This window comes from Kitasatospora sp. HUAS MG31 (assembly GCF_040571325.1).
Lineage (GTDB): Bacteria > Actinomycetota > Actinomycetes > Streptomycetales > Streptomycetaceae > Kitasatospora > Kitasatospora camelliae.
The window spans coordinates 1,763,786-1,778,590 of record NZ_CP159872.1 but is presented as its reverse complement, the minus strand read 5'-3'; the positions used below and the strand labels follow the sequence as shown (position 1 = coordinate 1,778,590).

Genomic DNA, 14,805 nt, shown 5'->3' with positions numbered 1-14,805 from the left:
GGTTGCCCCGGTTGCCCCGGTCAGCCCTCGGCGGGTGCGCCCCACACCGTCCGGTCGCCCCCGCGCCACCCCACCAGGTCCGGGTCGTCCAGGTCCGGCTCCTCCACCCCCGCGTGGCGGATGAACGCGGCCACGTCCTCCGGGCCGTAGGCCTTCCCCACCGTCCGGCCGTAGATCTCCACCCGCCGGTACGGGTGGGCGCCGTGGGTGGGCGGCCGCACCACGACCGGCGGGTGGAAGATGTCCCCGCCTGCGGTGGCACGCGACTGGCTCATGTCTCCAGTGTCGCTCGCCGACCCCCACCGCCGCGCTGGAGCGTCCGTCCGGGTGACGGCCCGGTCGCCGCGTGTACCGCCGCGCGTACCGCCGCGCCCTCAGGCGAGGACGTTGACGCCCGCGTGGAACAGGCCTGGGAGCCGAGCGGCGAGCGGGACGATCCTCGGCGCCAGCAGCGGCCGCTCCCGGGCCCACAGCAGCGACCCGGTCAGCAGCCGGTACCCGCGGGAGACCCGCCGCCAGGCCCGTTCGTACTCGTGCGGCCGCCCGGCGACCAGGCACCGCACCAGCTGTTCGGCGGAGGCGAGGGCGACGGCGAGCCCCTCCCCGGTGAGCGCGTCCAGGTAGCCGGCGGCGTCGCCGACCAGCAGGACCGGCCCGGACACCCGGGCGGCGGCCCGCTGCCGCAGCGGCCCGGCGCCGCGCACCGGCCCGCCCCCGCCGGCCGGCAGCCGGGCGGCCAGCGCCGGGAAGCGGCGCAGCTGCTCGTCGAAGGGCGCGCGGTCGGTGGTGAGCAGGGCGACCCCGACCAGGTCGGGGGCGACCGGGGTGACGTACGCCTCGGCGCGCTCGGACCAGTACACCTCGACCAGGTCGCTCCACGGCTGCACGGGGTAGTGGCGGCGCAGCCCGTACCGGGCGGGGCGGCCCGGGGGCGGCGGGCGGTGCAGGCCGAGGGAGCGGCGGACGGGGGAGTGCAGGCCGTCGGCGGCGACCAGGCGGCGGGCGGTGAGGTCGCCGACCCGGACGGCGGGCCCGTCCCAGGCCACCTCGCGGATCCGCTCGGGCACCACCCGGACGCCCAGTTCCGCCGCGCGGAGGGCGAGCGCCGCGTGCAGGGCCGTGCGGCGGACGCCGCGGCCGGGCCCGGTCCGGAAGCGGGCCTCGGCCCGGCGGGTGCCGGCGGCCTCCAGGTAGCGGATGCCGTGGAAGGGCCTTCCCTCCACCCGGACGTCGAGCGCGGCCAGCGCCCGGACGGCGGAGGGCATCAGGCCCTCGCCGCAGGCCTTGTCGATCGGTCCCGGGCGCGGTTCGGCGACCACGACCTCCAGGCCGGCGCGGGCGGCGTGGATGGCGGTGGCCAGCCCGGCCGGACCGCCGCCGGCCACCAGCAGGTCGATCACGCCGGGACTGCGGAGGGCCGGGCCAGCGCCGTCTCCTCGCACCGGATCCGCACCCCCATCAGGGCCAGGTTCAGCACGGTGAAGCAGCCGGCCGTCACCCAGGCGCCGTGGACCAGCGGCAGGGCCAGCCCCTCGACCGCCACCGCCACGTAGTTGGGGTGCCGCAGCCACCGGTACGGCCCGCCGGTGACCAGCGGCAGCCCGGGCACCACGATCACCCGGGTGTTCCAGCGCGGGCCCAGTGCGGCGACGCACCACCAGCGCAGGCCCTGGGCGGCGAGCGCGAGGGCCAGCATCGGCCAGCCCAGGACGGGCGTGAACGGCCGTGCGGCGAGCAGCGGTTCGAGCAGGCAGCCGAGCAGCAGGGCGGTGTGCAGCAGCACCATCGGCGGGTAGTGGCCCCGGCCGTACTCGGTGCCGCCGCGGGCGCGGCTCCAGGCCGCGTTGCGCCGGGCGACGGCGAGTTCGGCCATCCGCTCGGCGGCGACCAGCAGGATCAGCACGGTGTACGCGGTCACGGCGTTCCTTCGTCGACTACCAGCGGAGCAGGACGAGTTCGGAGGAGAAGCCCGGGCCGAGGGCCAGCATCAGGCCGTAGCTGCCGGGCGGCGGGGGCCGCAGGGCCAGGGTGTCCTGGAGGATGTGCAGCACCGAGGCGGAGGAGAGATTGCCCACCGCGGCGAGCGAGCGGCGGCTCAACTCCAGCGCGGAGTAAGGGAGTCCGAGCGTCTCGGCGACCGCGTCGAGGACCTTGGGGCCGCCGGGGTGGCAGATCCAGGCGGTGATGCCGTCCGGCTTGAGGTCGTGGGCGGCGAGGAAGGAGGAGATCTCCTCGGCGACGTGCAGCCGGACCAGGTCCGGGAGTTCGGCGCCGAGCACGATCTTGAACCCGCGGTCGCCGATGTCCCAGCCGAGCAGTCGTTCGGTGCCCGGGTAGAGCCGGCTGCGGCTGGCCACCACCAGCGGGCCGGGGCCCTCGGCGTGCCGCGGATGCTCGGCGCCCACCGCCAGCAGGGCGCCCGCGCCGTCGCCGAACAGGGCGCTCGCCACCAGGCCGGCGGTGGAGGAGTCCGAACGCTGCAGGGTCAGCGAGCAGAGCTCGGTGGACAGCAGCAGTGCCACCCCGCGCGGCCGCCCGGCCAGGAAGTCGTCCAGCCGTCCGACGCCCGCCGCGCCCGCGGCGCAGCCGAGCCCGAACACGGGGATCCGCCGGACGTCCTCGCGCAGCCCGAGGCGGGCCGCCAGCCGGGCCTCGATGGAGGGTGCGGCGATGCCGGTCACGGAGGTGGAGACCACCAGGTCGATCTCCTCGGCGGCCAGGTCGGCCCGGTCCAGCGCCGAGGCGACGGCGGCCTCGCCGAGCGCCAGCGCCGCCTCGATGAACGCGTCGTTGGACCGTCCGAAACCGTCCAACTCCGGATAGCGGGCCAGTGGCAGGGCCAGATGGCGGGTGGCCACCCCGGCCGAGGCGTGCACCCGCTCCAGGACACGGCGGTCCGCGCCGCGCGGCAGGCAGAGCGCCGCCATGGCCCCGGCGAGTTCCCCCTGCGGGTACCGGTGGGGCGGGACGACTCCGCTCACTGCCGCGATTCGCGTCACCGGCCCAGGATAGGGAAGCAGGTGACATACGTTCACCAATCCGACATTCCTGGCGCGTCCCGCACGCGGTCCGTACCCGACCCGTTGCCCGACCCGTCGCCCGACCCGTCGTCCCGGCCCGCGCGCTGATCCGCGCTGCCGCGCCCCCCGCCGCCTACCATCGCGGTGTGTCCAGCGAGATCGCCGTACCCCGGCCGTGGTCGCGGGCGGGCCGGCTGCTGAGGGCCTGTCACCCGGCGCCGGCCGCGGCCGTCACCGTGTTCGCGGCGGCGCTCGCCGCCTCCGCCGGCCGCGGTGGGGCCGGGACGGCGCTGACCCTCGCCGCCGTCGGCGCCGGGCAGCTCTCCATCGGCTGGCACAACGACCGCCTCGACGCCGGACGCGACCGTGCCGCCGGCCGCCGCGACAAACCGCTCGCCACCGGCGACCTCGCCCCCGGTACGGTCGGTGCCGCCGCCGGCTGGGCCCTGGCCGCCTGCGTCCCGCTGTCACTGGCCGCCGGCTGGCCGGCCGGACTGGCCCACCTGACGGGCGTCGCCGCCGGCTGGGCCTACAACCTGCGGCTCAAGCGCACGCTGCTCTCCTGGCTCCCGTACGCCCTCGCCTTCGGGCTGCTGCCCGCCTTCGTCACCCTCGGCCTGCCCGGCGCGCCCTGGCCGCGGCCCTGGGTGCTCGCCGCGGCCGCGCTGCTCGGGACGGGCGCGCACCTCGCCAACGTCCTGCCGGACATCGAGGACGACCTGGCCTCCGGGATCCGCGGACTCCCGCAGCGCCTCGGCCGGACCCGCTCCGGACCGCTCGCCGCCCTCCTGGTGCTCGCCGCCTCCGCCGTCCTGCTCCTCGGCCCGTCCAGCCCCGCCGGCCCGGTCGCCGGTGCCGCCCTCACCGTGGCCACCGCCCTCACTGCCGCCGCCCTCGCGGCCCCCCGCACCCGCCTCCCGTTCCTGGCCACCCTCGCGGCCGCCGCCATCGACGTCACCGTCCTGGTGGCCCACGGCACCGCCCTGACGTAGGGCGAGCCGTCAGAGCTCGAAGACCCCGTACGAGAACCCCTCCGTCCGGACCTCTCCCTTCTCCACCTCCACGCCGGACCCGGCCAGCAGTCGCCGCGGGGCGGGCCGGTCGTACGCCAGCCGGGCCTCGCCGCGGCGCGGGTTGAGCACCACCAGGAAGCGCCCGCCCCGCACGTACACCGCGGGGTAGCCGGTGTGCAGCACCTCCACGTCCCCGTCCGCGCCCAGCTCCGGGTGTTCCTTCCGCAGCGCGACCAGCCGCCGCACCTGCCGCAGCAGCGACCCCCGGTCCGCGCGCTGCGAGGCCACGTCCGGGCGGTCGGGGGCCGGGTCCAGCGGGAGGTAGAGGCGGTCGGCGGGCGCGGTGGAGAACCCGGCGCCCGGGCCGGCGTCCCACTGCATCGGTGTCCGCGAACCGGCCCGGTTGTACCGCGGCCCGAGGACGCTGCCCTCGACGTCCGGCAGCCCCGGCACGTACCGCATGCCGATCTCGTCGCCGTAGTAGATCGCCGGCAGGGTCGGCCAGGTGAGCTGGAAGGCGAAGGCGGGGCCGAGCTGTTCGCGGCCGCGCGGGCCGCAGGCGAGCCGGGAGAAGTCGTGGTTGGCGGTCGGCAGGACGATCCGGCCGAGGCCGGCGGTGACCTCGGCGGCCTCCCGCCAGGCGGAGACGAACACCTCCAGGTCGCCGTGGCCCTCGGCGTCGAAGTAGCAGGGGACCGGGTCCCAGCCGTCCTCGTCGGTGCCGGTGCGGTTGTTCCACAGCGAGCGCATCGGCCGGCCGGTGGTCGGCCCGCCGAACTGCAGGAAGAAGTCGCCGTGGAACCCGGCCGGCACCGACACCGCCGGGTCGCCCCACTCGGCGAGCAGCGCCGCGTCCGGGTGGGCGTCGGCCAGCCAGCCGCGCAACTCCCGCCACAGCCTGGAGGTTTCGGCGTACCCGGGGTCGTCCTTCACCAACGAGGCGGCCATGTCCACCCGGAAGCCGGAGATCCCGAGGTCCAGCCAGTGCGCCATGACCTCGCGCAGCGCGGCCCGGTTCGCCCGCGGCCCCTCGGCGTCCACCGGCTGCCGCCAGGGCTGCTCGGGATCGCTGCGCGCGTAGCCGAAGTTGAGGGCCGGCTGGCAGTCGAAGAAGTTCGGCCGGTACCAGCCCGCCCGGCCACCCGGGGAGGCGACGAACCCGTCCACCGGGCGGTCGGACCAGATGAACCGGTGGTCCGCCGGGTCCTCCGCCGAGGCCAGGAACCAGGGGTGCCGGTCCGAGGTGTGGCCGGCCACCAGGTCCAGCAGCACCCGGATGCCCGACCGGCGGGCGCGGTCGGCGAGTTCGGCCAGCGCTGCGTTGCTGCCGTAGCGCGGGGCGGCGGTCAGGTAGTCGGACACGTCGTACCCGGCGTCGCGGAACGGCGAGGCGAAGCACGGGTTCAGCCAGACCGCGTCCACCCCCAGCCAGGCCAGGTACTCCAGGTGCTCGGCGATGCCCGCGAAGTCGCCCACGCCGTCGCCGTCGGAGTCGGCGAAGGTCTGCGGGTAGACCTGGTACAGCACGGCGTCGGACAGCCAGGTCGGCACGGTCTCGGGCATGCGCCAAAGCCTCCTCGGGCCCTGCGGCCGCCCCGGGGCGGAGGCCGCCTCGCCCACCCTCCTTCCCCCCTCCCCGGCGGGCCATGCACCGCCTCCCTCATCCAGCCGGTCCTGAACTCCCTTCCGTGGCACGGACGATGAGCAGTGCGACGTCGTCGTGGTCGTCGGGGTGGCGGAGCCGGTGCAGCAGCCGGTCGCAGGTCTCCTCCAGAGGGCGGCCCGGGTCGTCCAGCAGCCGGAGGAAGGTGTCCAGCCGGGTGTCGATGTCCTGGTCCCGGGTCTCCACCAGCCCGTCCGTGTACAGCACCAGGGTGTCCCCGGGCCGGAACTCCACGGCCGTGCTGCGGAACGGCACCCCGCCGACGCCCAGCGGTGTGCCGGTGGGCAGCTCCAGCAGCTCGGCCGGGCGGCCGGGCCGCAGCAGCGCGGGCGGCAGGTGGCCCGCGGTGGAGAGCCGGCACTGGGCCAGGTGGGGGTCGTACACGGCGTAGACGCAGGTGGCGATGGAGTGGTTCAGCCCGGTGGTGATCCGGTCCAGGTGCCCGAGCACCTCGGCGGGCGGCAGGTCCAGCTCGGCGAGGGTGCTGGTGGCCGTCCGCAGCCGGCCCATGGTGGCGGCCGCGTCGATGCCGCTGCCCATCACGTCGCCCACCGTCAGCGCCGTCTTGTCGCCCGGCAGCGGCACCACGTCGAACCAGTCCCCGCCCACCTCGCTGGCCGCGCCGGCCGGCTCGTACCGGTACGCGATCTCCAGGCCGGTCCGGCGCGAGGGCAGCACCGGCAGCAGGCTGCGCTGCAGGGTGACCGCGGTGCTGCGGACGTGCTGGTACCAGCGGGCGTTGTCGATGCAGACGGCCGCCCGGGCGGCCAGCTCGGTGGCCAGCAGCACGTCGTCCGCGTCGAACGGCAGCGGGTTGCGGGCCCGCTTCAGGTCCAGCGCGCCGAGCACCTCCCCGCGCGCGATCAGCGGCACCGCGAGGTACGAGTGCACGCCCGCCTGGGCCAGCAGCGCCGCCGCCTTGCCGTCCCGGGCCACCCGGGTCAGCTCCTCCCGGCTCACCCGGGGCAGGTGCACCGGCTTGCCGGTCCGGACGCACCGGGTCACCAGCCGGTCGGCGGCGTACCGGGCCAGCTCGCCCGGCGGGTCCGCGGCCCGCGCGGCCGGGGTCGGGTAGCCCGCGGCCACAGCCAGCGCCCGGAACACCGCCGAACCCGCCGTCGGGGGAGCCGACCGGCGGCCCAGCAGCACCGAGTCCAGCACGTCCACCGCCGCGACGTCGGCCAGCTCCGGCACCGCGACGTCGGCCAGCTCCCGGGCGGTCTGCTCCAGGTCGAGGGTGGTGCCGATGCGCAGCGAGGCCTCGGCGATCACCGCCAGCCGGTGCCGGGCGTGCTCGGCCTCGGAGGCCGCCCGCTGCCGCTCGGTCACGTCGACCACCGACTCGGCGAGGCCGAGCACCCGCCCGCCCGGGTCCTCCAGCCGGAAGATCGAGATCGACCAGGCGTGGTCGTGGCCCGGGTCGGCCGGGGTGCGGCCCGAGGTGTACTGGTCGATCAGCGGCTCGCCCGTCTGCAGGACCCGCCGCATCGCCGCCTCGATCGTGTCGGTGTCCAGGAACGGCAGCACCTCCGGGAGGGTCAGGCCGAGGTGCTTGGCGGCCGGGAGGCCGTTGATCCGCTCCAGCGCGGGGTTGACGCTCACGTACCGCAGGTCGTTGTCCAGGACGGCCAGCCCGATCGGGGACTGCGACACCAGCCGCACCGACAGCGCCAGGTCCCGCTCCACCTGCCGCAGGATCCCCTGGTCGGTCGCCAGCCCCAGCGCGTACGAGTCGCCGTGGTCGTCGACCAGGCGCATCGCCCGGAACTCCACCAGCCGCAGGTGCCCGTCCCTGTGCCGGACCGGGAAGACCCCCGCCCAGCTGCCCTCACCCGTCATGACCTGGGAGAACAGCTCCATCACCAGCTCGAAGTGCTCGGCGGTGACCAGCAGTTCCGCGGCGAACCGGCCGAGCGCCTCCTGCGCGGGGTGGCCGAGCAACTGCTCGGCCTGCGGACTCCACAGCACCACCCGCCCCTGGGCGTCCAGCACCACCGACGCGACGCCCAGCACGTCCAGCAGCCCGCCGGGCGGAGCCGGACCGAGCGGCGCCCGACCGGCGGGGCCGCGGCCACCGCGCTCGAACGCCTCGGACGCACCACCCATCCCAGGCACTCCTTCCGCCCACCTCCACCCGAACGGCCGTCCGTCAACCACACCCCGCCCTCAGACCATCGTCCACCCGATCCCCCCGAGCGGCACGGGGCACCGCCGGGCGCGGCCCGCTCCTTCACCCACCCCCCAATGGCCGGTCGGTCTCAGTCCTCGTCGGCGGGCAGTTCGCCGAGCGTGGCGATGACGTCGACGAGGGCGTCGGCGCGCAGGGCGGTGAGGGCGAGCGGGTGGCCGATGGCGTCGGCGAGCATCAGGCGCTGGAGGGCCTGGGCACCGGTCACCGGTTCACCGGCCGCGGTGAGCAGCAGGTCACCGGCGCGCAGCCCGGCCCGGGCGGCGGGGGAGCCGGGCACCACCTCGACCACCCGCAGGCCGCTGCGCTGCCCCGTCCGCTCCCGCAGGGCCGGCGGCAGGCTGGCCGGCATGCCGGCCAGCCCCAGGTAGGCCCGCCGGATCCGCCCCTCGCTGAGCAGGGTGCCGATGATCTGCCGGCTGACGGCGTTGACCGGGACGGCCAGCCCCAGGCCGTTCCCGGCGACCGCGGTGGTGATGCCGACGACCCGGCCGTCGGCCGTGGCCAGGGCGCCGCCCGAGTTGCCGGGGTTGAGCGCCGCGTCGGTCTGGATCACGTCGTCGATCACCCGGGTGACGTTGCCCGAGCGGGCCGGCAGCGCGCGTCCGAGGGCGCTGACCACCCCGGCGGTGACCGTCCCGGCGAGGCCGAGCGGATTGCCGACCGCGACGACCAGCCGGCCGACCCGCAGCCCGTTCGCCTCGCCGAGCCGTACCGGCGGCGGGGTCACGCCGTCCGCCCGCAGCACGGCCAGGTCGGAGAGCGGGTCGGTGCCGATGGTGTGGAACGGCGCCGTGGTGCCGTCCGCGAAGGCGAGCGTGCCGGCGTCGGCGTGGCCGACCACGTGGGCGTTGGTGAGCAGGAACCCGTCCTCGGTGAACACCACCGCGGAGCCCGTCCCGGTGGCGAACCAGCCGCGCGGCCCGCGGCGGACCACCTGCAGGGCCGCCACCTTGGCGGTCAGTTCCTCGGCGACCGTGGTGACGATCCGGGAGTAGGAGTCGAGCGCCTCGCGCTCCGCGGGAGAGCGGTCGGGCCCGGAGAGGATGTCGGACACGGTTCGGCCCTCCGGGTGAGGCGGGTGCCGGCGTCGCTGCGGCGGTCGCCGCGGCCGGTCGCCCGTCCGGCATCACCCCCAACAACGCGCGGCCCGCCGCGCTTCCGCACCCGCCCGTCCGGGGCTACCCGAGGGTGGGCACGCCACCGCCCTCCACCCGCTCGACCGCCACCCCGGGCAGGCCGCGGCTCCACCGGTCGGCGAGATCGGCGAGCCGGTCCGCGTCGAGCGGCGTCCGGCCGAGCCCGATCGCGTACCGGGTCACCGCCGGACCGGACTCGAACGGGCGCGGCCAGGCGTGCAGGTCCGGGCAGCCGGCCTCCTCCAGGGCGGTCAGCAGCGCCCGCATCCGCCCCCGGACCCGGCCCAGCACCCCCTGGTACGCCGCGTCCCCACCCCCACCGGCCGCGTGGACGGCCACCACCGCCCAGGCGGCGTGCCGCCGGTGCAGCGGGGGAGCGGCGGTCAGCGCGGGCCAGGCGTCGGCACCGGTCCCGGCCGCCTCCTCCAGCAGCTCCCACGCCCGGTACAGCTCCTGCACCAGCAGCTCCAGCCCGCCCGGACCCACCTGCTCGGTGCAGCTGCGCACCGGCGCGCTCGGGGTCAGCACGGTGACCCCGGCCGTGCCGCCACCGCCGGCACGCTCCGGGAGCAGCGTGACCGGCCGGCGCCAGTCCCAGGCGGCCCAGGTGCCGAAGAACCGCCGCGGCAGCTCCGCCTCCGGCAGCCCCTCGGCGTCCAGCACCGTGCGGGCCGCGAGCACGCTCCAGGCCAGCCCGGGCAGGCCGCCGAAGGGTGCCGCGTCCAGGCCGCGGGCCCGGGCCCAGGTCTTCACCCGCCGGGCCAGCCGTTCGAACCGGGCGCGGGCGGTGCCGGTGCCCAGGGCCGCGAGGACGGCCTCCGCGTCGCTCACCGCGCTCAGCGCGACGGCGGCGTCCTCGCCGAGGGCGGCCCGTTCCGCCACCGCGTCGGCGGGGGCGAGCGCACCGGTGCCGACGGTGACCAGGTCCACGTCCAGCCCGTCGGCGTGAAGCCGCAGGCCGGGCACCCGGGCACCGGTGACCGGGCGCAGCCGGGTCGCCCCGGGCAGGGCTGCCGCCACCCGGGCCAGGACGGCCTCCGGGTCCACCGTCCCGGGGAGGGCGGCGACCAGGTCGAGGTCGGCGCCGGGCACCGCGCAGCCCATCCGCCGGGAACCGACGACCCGGACCACGCCTTCCCCGAGCGCCTCGCCGATCCGCCGGACCAGCTCCGCGGCCCGGCCCTCCGGCACCGCCGGCCCGTCCTCGTCGGCGAGCTCCTCCGTCCAGCGCACCTCGCCCGTCCCCAGCGCCACCGTGGCGCGGACCCGCATCGGCTCGTCCCCGCGTCGGGAGAGCAGCACCAGCTCGCCGACCGGCGCCGTCCGGCTGCCGAGCCGGGCCGCGAACTCCGCGGCCAGCGGCCTGGGCGTCCGGGAGCGCCCCAGCGACAGGTGCGCGGTGAAGCCCTCGCCGCGGCCGCGGCAGCGTGGGAACCGCTCCACCAGCGCCCGCTGCAGGACCGCCCACGGGGCCGCCCCGTCGGCCGCCGGGTCGAGCCAGAGGGTGGAGTACGCGCGGTGGTGGAAGCTCCGGACCCCGGCCAGCCGGGCCGTGAACGGCGGGACCCCGGCCGCGGCGGCACCCAGCAGCGCCGCCGCCTCCTCGAACCCGGACTCCGGAACGAACCCGAACAGCAGGTTGACGTGCGGCGGCCAGCGCCGGATCTGCGGGTCGTGCTCCACCCGGATGTCCTGGATCGCCGGCCACAGCTCCCCGGGCGGGACCCAGGCCACCGCCGTCCGGGCGGTCGGCGCCGCGTCCATCACCTCGACGGGCTCGGCCCCGCCGAACCCCAGTCGGACCTCCACACCGTAATGGTCCGACACGAACAGCCCGGCCGGTCCCGGCACCTCCCCGCGCAGCCGGGCCCCGGCCACCCGTGGGGCGGCGGCTCCGCCGAGCAGGACCCGGTCCAGCCGGGAGGCCCGGCCGGTCAGCGAGGAGACGGCCGCCAGCGGGTTGGCCGCCGGGTCGAAGGTCGGGGTCCGGTCCTCCGGGCCGTGGGCCTCGGTCCAGGCGTCGCGCAGGCCCAGGACGGCGGCCGGGCCCTCGGGCCCGTCCCGGCCGTCGTTGAAGTCGCCGGCCAGCACCACCGGTGCCGCCAGCCCGGACAGCCCCTCGGCGATCCGGCCCAGCTCCGTCCGCCGCCGGGCCGGCCCGTCCTGGGAGTGGTCGCTGCTCAGATGGGTGGCCGCGACCACCAGCGGCCCGCCGCCGGTCTCCACGGCGATCGCCGCCACCCCCTTGTACGGGCCCAGCGCGTGCTGCCAGGCCTCGCGCACCGGCAGCCGGCTGAGCAGCAGCAGCCCGCTGTCCGCCACGTCCCGGCCCGCCGGGTCGGTGCCCACGGTGTACGAGGCCCGCACCCACGGCGCGGCCAGCAGCATCGCCAGCAGCCCGGTCTCCACCTCCTGCAGGGCGATCACCTCGGCGGCCGACTCCTCCAGGGCCGCGAGCAGCAGCGGACGGCGCCGGGCGGTGTGGATCCGGTCGCCGTCGTACCGGTCCCACAGGGTGTTCCAGGTCAGCACCCGCAGGCCGTCCGAGCCGGGCAGGTGCCCGGTCGGCGGCTCGCTCGGGGTCGCGGGGCGCCAGGCGCCGGCCGACCAGCGGTGGGGCGTCCGGGAGACGAGGAACGGCGGCCGCAGCAGCCGCGGCTCGTCGACCCGGCCGGCCGGCAGCTCGTCCAGCCGGTCCAGGCCGGCCGTCCGGTCCCACACCACCTGGCCGTCCGCCTCGACGTACAGCACCCGGTGCCACGGGATGTCGCCGCCCGGCGCGAAGGCGTCCAGCGGGATCCGCTTGGGCTCGGCCCCGCGCTGGAGCACGCCGACCACGAACCGGCCCGGGTCGAACCGCGGGTCCCAGCGCACCCGGTGGTAGATCTCCTCACTGGTCCGCACCGGACACCGTCCTCCCCGTCGACACCGTCGTCATCTCCGCGGCGCCGGCCGCCGGGCCAAGCGAACCCGCCGTGTCGCCCACCCGTCCGTCCGCCCCCACGTACCAGGTGCGGTGCGCCTGGCCCGGGTACGGCGGTACGAAGCGCCGCAGCTGCCCCGTGAGCACCTCGGCCGGCACCGGGTGCGCCCGGGTCGCGTTCCGGCGGACCAGCTCGGCCTCCTCCGCGACCAGCACCACGTGGGTGACCAGCGCGTCGCGGCGGGCGGCCACGGACCGTACCAGCGAGCGCTGGTGCGGGTTGAGCGAGGTGGCGTCCCAGACCACGGTCGCGCCCGGGACGAGCGCCGTGTCCAGCCGGTCCAGCCCCTCGCGCAGCACCTCGCCGTTGTCCCGCTGGTCCGCGCGCGAGCCGCGGGCCGCCCGCAGCTCGTCCAGGCCCACGGAGGCGTCCACCCCCGGCAGCCGGGCGGCGAAGGCGCTCTTGCCGCTGCCGGACGGGCCGATCAGGTGGACCAGCCTGGGGAACTCCCCGGACCGCCACCGCCAGCCGGCCGCCACCGCGTCCGCCACCCCGGTGACCGTGCCGCGGGCGTACGCCTCCCGGGCCTGGGCCCAGCAGCGGTCGGCCGCCACCGGGTCGAGGCCGGCCAGGGCCTCCCGCAGGCCGTCCTGCAACCCGCCCAGCGGTTCCTCGCCGAGCAGCCCGGCGTCCTCCGCCCACAGCGCCGACCAGTCCGCCTGGGCCCGGGCCTCGGCCCGCTCCGCCGCACCGGCCGCACCGCCCTCGCCGCCGCCCTCCCCAGCGGTCGGCAGCGCCGTGGCGGCCAGGGCGTGCAGCACCCCCAGGTCGGCGGCGGAGGACATCCGGACCAGCCCGGCCCGCCGCTCCTCGTCCGGATAGGGCCGCTGCAGTCCCGGGTACAGACCGACCAGGTCCGCCACCCGCCGCGCCAGCGGCAGGCCCAGCGGCCCCGCCAGCGCGGGCAGCAGCCGCTCCCGCCGCACCCCGGACAGCAGCGCGGCCAGCACCCCGGCCAGCCGGGCCTCGCCGCGCCGGCCGAGGACGTCCAGCCGGGCCGTCATCTCGGCCAGCTCCCCGGCCCGTTCACCGGCCTCCGTCGGAACGGCCCCGCCCAGAGCCGTCAGCAGCGCCCCGGCCTCCGGCGCCGCGCCCGAACGCACCGCCCACAGCGCGGCGGACGGCGCCAGGCCGTTCTCCACCACGGCGGCGTGCATCCAGTGGGTGTCCGTCCTGACGTGCCGCGGCCGTACCCACTTGGCCACCCGCACCCCGAACTCCGCCCGCGGGAAGCCCGCGACCGTGCGGACCACGTACCCCTCCCGGCGCTCGGTGTCGAGCCGCAGCGCCCGCAGCGCCCGTTCGTCGAACACCCCGCGCCACAGCACCCGGGGGACCGGCACGCCCAGGCCGCGCAGGAAGGCCACCGTCGCGTCCCAGTCCAGGCAGGTGTCCTCGCCGTCCCAGACCGAGAAGCCGTAGAAGTAGCCCTCCAGCTCCTCGTACGGGATCGAGTGCCGGGCGAACATGTTCTCGCCGCAGACCCGCCAACCCGCCGGGATCCCCGCGCCGATCCGGCCCTGCAGGGCCTTCACCCAGGTCCGGGACGGGTGGTGCGCCGAGTCCACCGAGCGGGCGTGCAACCCGTCGGCGTACAGGGTGGTGTTCTCCCCGTCCAGCTTCTCGGTGACCACCACCTCGCGGCCGCGCAGCCCCTGAGAGGGTGTTCGATACCGATTTAGGCTGCCGCAGGCGGTTTCGGGCGGAGGTATTGCCCGGTTCTGTCCGGGCTGGCGGTCAGCCGGGTGGTCATCGAATTGACCATGGCCCACTGGATCATCGAGCGTGACCGGTCCGGCAGCTCCTCGTAGTCACGGTGGAGCCGCCGGTACCGGGCCATAATCCCGAACGTCTGCTCCACCCGCCAGCGGATCGGCTGGACGACGAAGCCCTTCTGCTCCTTGTCCCGGGCGACGACCTCGACATCGATGCCCATTGCGGCGCCGTGCCTGACGACGGCGTGGTTGTAGCCGGCATCGACCCAGGCCTTGGTCACGCTCGGCCACCGGTCCGCGAGGACGTCGAGGACTTGCTTCCCGCCGGCAGAGTCCTGGACGCCAGCGGCGGTGACGATCAGCACCAGGAGCAGGCCAAGGGTGTCGGTGGCGATGTGCCGCTTACGACCCTTGACCTTCTTGCCACCGTCGAAACCCTGGGAGTCGGCGGGAGCGTTGGGCGAGGCCTTCACCGACTGGGCGTCGATGATCGCCGCGGTCGGCAGGATCCGGCGACTCTTCTTCGCCCGGAGTTGGTCACGGAGCGTGTCGTGGATCTGCTCGGTGGTCCCGTCGCGTTCCCACTCCTTGAAATAGCCGTAGACGGTGGTGTGGGGCGGGAAGTCGTGCGGCAGGTATCGCCAGGCGATGCCGGTCCGGGCGACGTAGAGGATCGCGTTGACCACCTCGCGCAGCTCGGTGATCGGCTCACGACCCTCGGCTCGCGCCGCCCGCCATCTCAGCAGCATCGGCTCGATGAGCTGCCACTGATCGTCCTTCAGGTCCGAGGGGTACCGGCGTCGTTCCGTCACGGTCGATCAATATCGCGGACACGGACCCGGCCGCCACGAGATCATGGAACCGAGTCCGTGCCGTGCCGATCAAAGCCGGACAGTTGGGGGGATTCACCTACCGAACACCCTCTGAGGACCCGCGGCGCGGAGGTCGTCCGCCGAGGCCCCCGGCGACCACGGCAGATGGGGGGTCCGGGGGTACTGCACACGCATGATCCGCTCCGAGGACGACAGGACGATCCGCCCACCATGGACGAACCGGGCACCCGCGGGCCATCGAATATCGGTC

The 14,805-nt window shown here is 76.4% G+C and carries 11 protein-coding genes; 1 reads left to right on the top strand and 10 read right to left on the bottom strand.

Going from position 1 to position 14,805, the window contains the following annotated elements:
* Positions 1 to 20: 20 nt before the first annotated feature.
* From ABWK59_RS08325 to ABWK59_RS08310, 4 genes are all read right to left on the bottom strand, one after another.
* The gene (locus ABWK59_RS08325; protein WP_354639209.1) at positions 21 to 275 is read right to left on the bottom strand and encodes a hypothetical protein; all 255 of its coding nucleotides are present in this window, start codon (positions 273 to 275) and stop codon (positions 21 to 23) included.
* Positions 276 to 374: 99 nt separating this feature from the next.
* Positions 375 to 1,400: an NAD(P)/FAD-dependent oxidoreductase gene (locus ABWK59_RS08320; protein WP_354639208.1), complete on the bottom strand. Its 1,026-nt coding sequence runs from the start codon at positions 1,398 to 1,400 to the stop codon at positions 375 to 377.
* On the bottom strand, positions 1,397 to 1,918 hold the full coding sequence (locus tag ABWK59_RS08315) for an isoprenylcysteine carboxyl methyltransferase family protein (protein ID WP_354639206.1): 522 nt from the start codon (positions 1,916 to 1,918) through the stop codon (positions 1,397 to 1,399). The genes ABWK59_RS08320 and ABWK59_RS08315 overlap by 4 nt, the downstream gene beginning before the upstream one ends.
* A 16-nt stretch (positions 1,919 to 1,934) precedes the next feature.
* Positions 1,935 to 2,999 carry a type III polyketide synthase gene (locus ABWK59_RS08310; RefSeq protein WP_354639205.1) on the bottom strand — a complete coding sequence of 355 codons (1,065 nt, stop codon included), beginning with the start codon at positions 2,997 to 2,999 and terminating at the stop codon, positions 1,935 to 1,937.
* A 167-nt stretch (positions 3,000 to 3,166) separates the two neighbouring features.
* Between ABWK59_RS08310 and ABWK59_RS08305 the strand changes: the two genes are divergently transcribed.
* On the top strand, positions 3,167 to 4,012 hold the full coding sequence (locus ABWK59_RS08305) for a UbiA family prenyltransferase (protein ID WP_354639203.1): 846 nt from the start codon (positions 3,167 to 3,169) through the stop codon (positions 4,010 to 4,012).
* Between the two features lie 9 nt (positions 4,013 to 4,021).
* Here ABWK59_RS08305 and ABWK59_RS08300 read toward each other — a convergent pair whose 3' ends face one another.
* The 6 genes from ABWK59_RS08300 to ABWK59_RS08275 all read right to left on the bottom strand — a co-directional run bounded on the left by ABWK59_RS08300 (position 4,022) and on the right by ABWK59_RS08275 (position 14,534).
* Positions 4,022 to 5,596 (bottom strand): alpha-amylase family glycosyl hydrolase, encoded by a 1,575-nt coding sequence (locus ABWK59_RS08300; RefSeq protein ID WP_354639201.1) that lies wholly within the window; start codon positions 5,594 to 5,596, stop codon positions 4,022 to 4,024.
* 97 nt (positions 5,597 to 5,693) lie between these two features.
* Positions 5,694 to 7,802 carry a SpoIIE family protein phosphatase gene (locus tag ABWK59_RS08295; protein WP_354639199.1) on the bottom strand — a complete coding sequence of 703 codons (2,109 nt, stop codon included), beginning with the start codon at positions 7,800 to 7,802 and terminating at the stop codon, positions 5,694 to 5,696.
* Positions 7,803 to 7,954: 152 nt separating this feature from the next.
* Positions 7,955 to 8,941 (bottom strand): S1C family serine protease, encoded by a 987-nt coding sequence (locus ABWK59_RS08290; RefSeq protein ID WP_354639197.1) that lies wholly within the window; start codon positions 8,939 to 8,941, stop codon positions 7,955 to 7,957.
* A 124-nt stretch (positions 8,942 to 9,065) separates the two neighbouring features.
* Positions 9,066 to 11,927 carry a poly(A) polymerase gene (locus ABWK59_RS08285; RefSeq protein WP_354639195.1) on the bottom strand — a complete coding sequence of 954 codons (2,862 nt, stop codon included), beginning with the start codon at positions 11,925 to 11,927 and terminating at the stop codon, positions 9,066 to 9,068.
* On the bottom strand, positions 11,914 to 13,719 hold the full coding sequence (locus ABWK59_RS08280) for an RNA ligase family protein (RefSeq protein ID WP_420492911.1): 1,806 nt from the start codon (positions 13,717 to 13,719) through the stop codon (positions 11,914 to 11,916). Before ABWK59_RS08280 ends, ABWK59_RS08285 begins: the two co-directional genes overlap by 14 nt.
* Positions 13,686 to 14,534, bottom strand: coding sequence for an IS5 family transposase (locus ABWK59_RS08275; RefSeq protein ID WP_354639193.1), 849 nt, complete (start codon positions 14,532 to 14,534; stop codon positions 13,686 to 13,688). The genes ABWK59_RS08280 and ABWK59_RS08275 overlap by 34 nt, the downstream gene beginning before the upstream one ends.
* Between the last annotated feature and the right edge of the window lie 271 nt (positions 14,535 to 14,805).

What these genes read in the sequence shown, in the direction of transcription:
- ABWK59_RS08325 (WP_354639209.1), bottom strand. Translation starts at nt 275, where the DNA reads ATGAGCCAGTCGCGTGCCACCGCAGGCGGGGACATCTTCCACCCGCCG.
- ABWK59_RS08300 (WP_354639201.1), bottom strand. Translation starts at nt 5,596, where the DNA reads ATGCCCGAGACCGTGCCGACCTGGCTGTCCGACGCCGTGCTGTACCAG.
- ABWK59_RS08295 (WP_354639199.1), bottom strand. Translation starts at nt 7,802, where the DNA reads ATGGGTGGTGCGTCCGAGGCGTTCGAGCGCGGTGGCCGCGGCCCCGCC.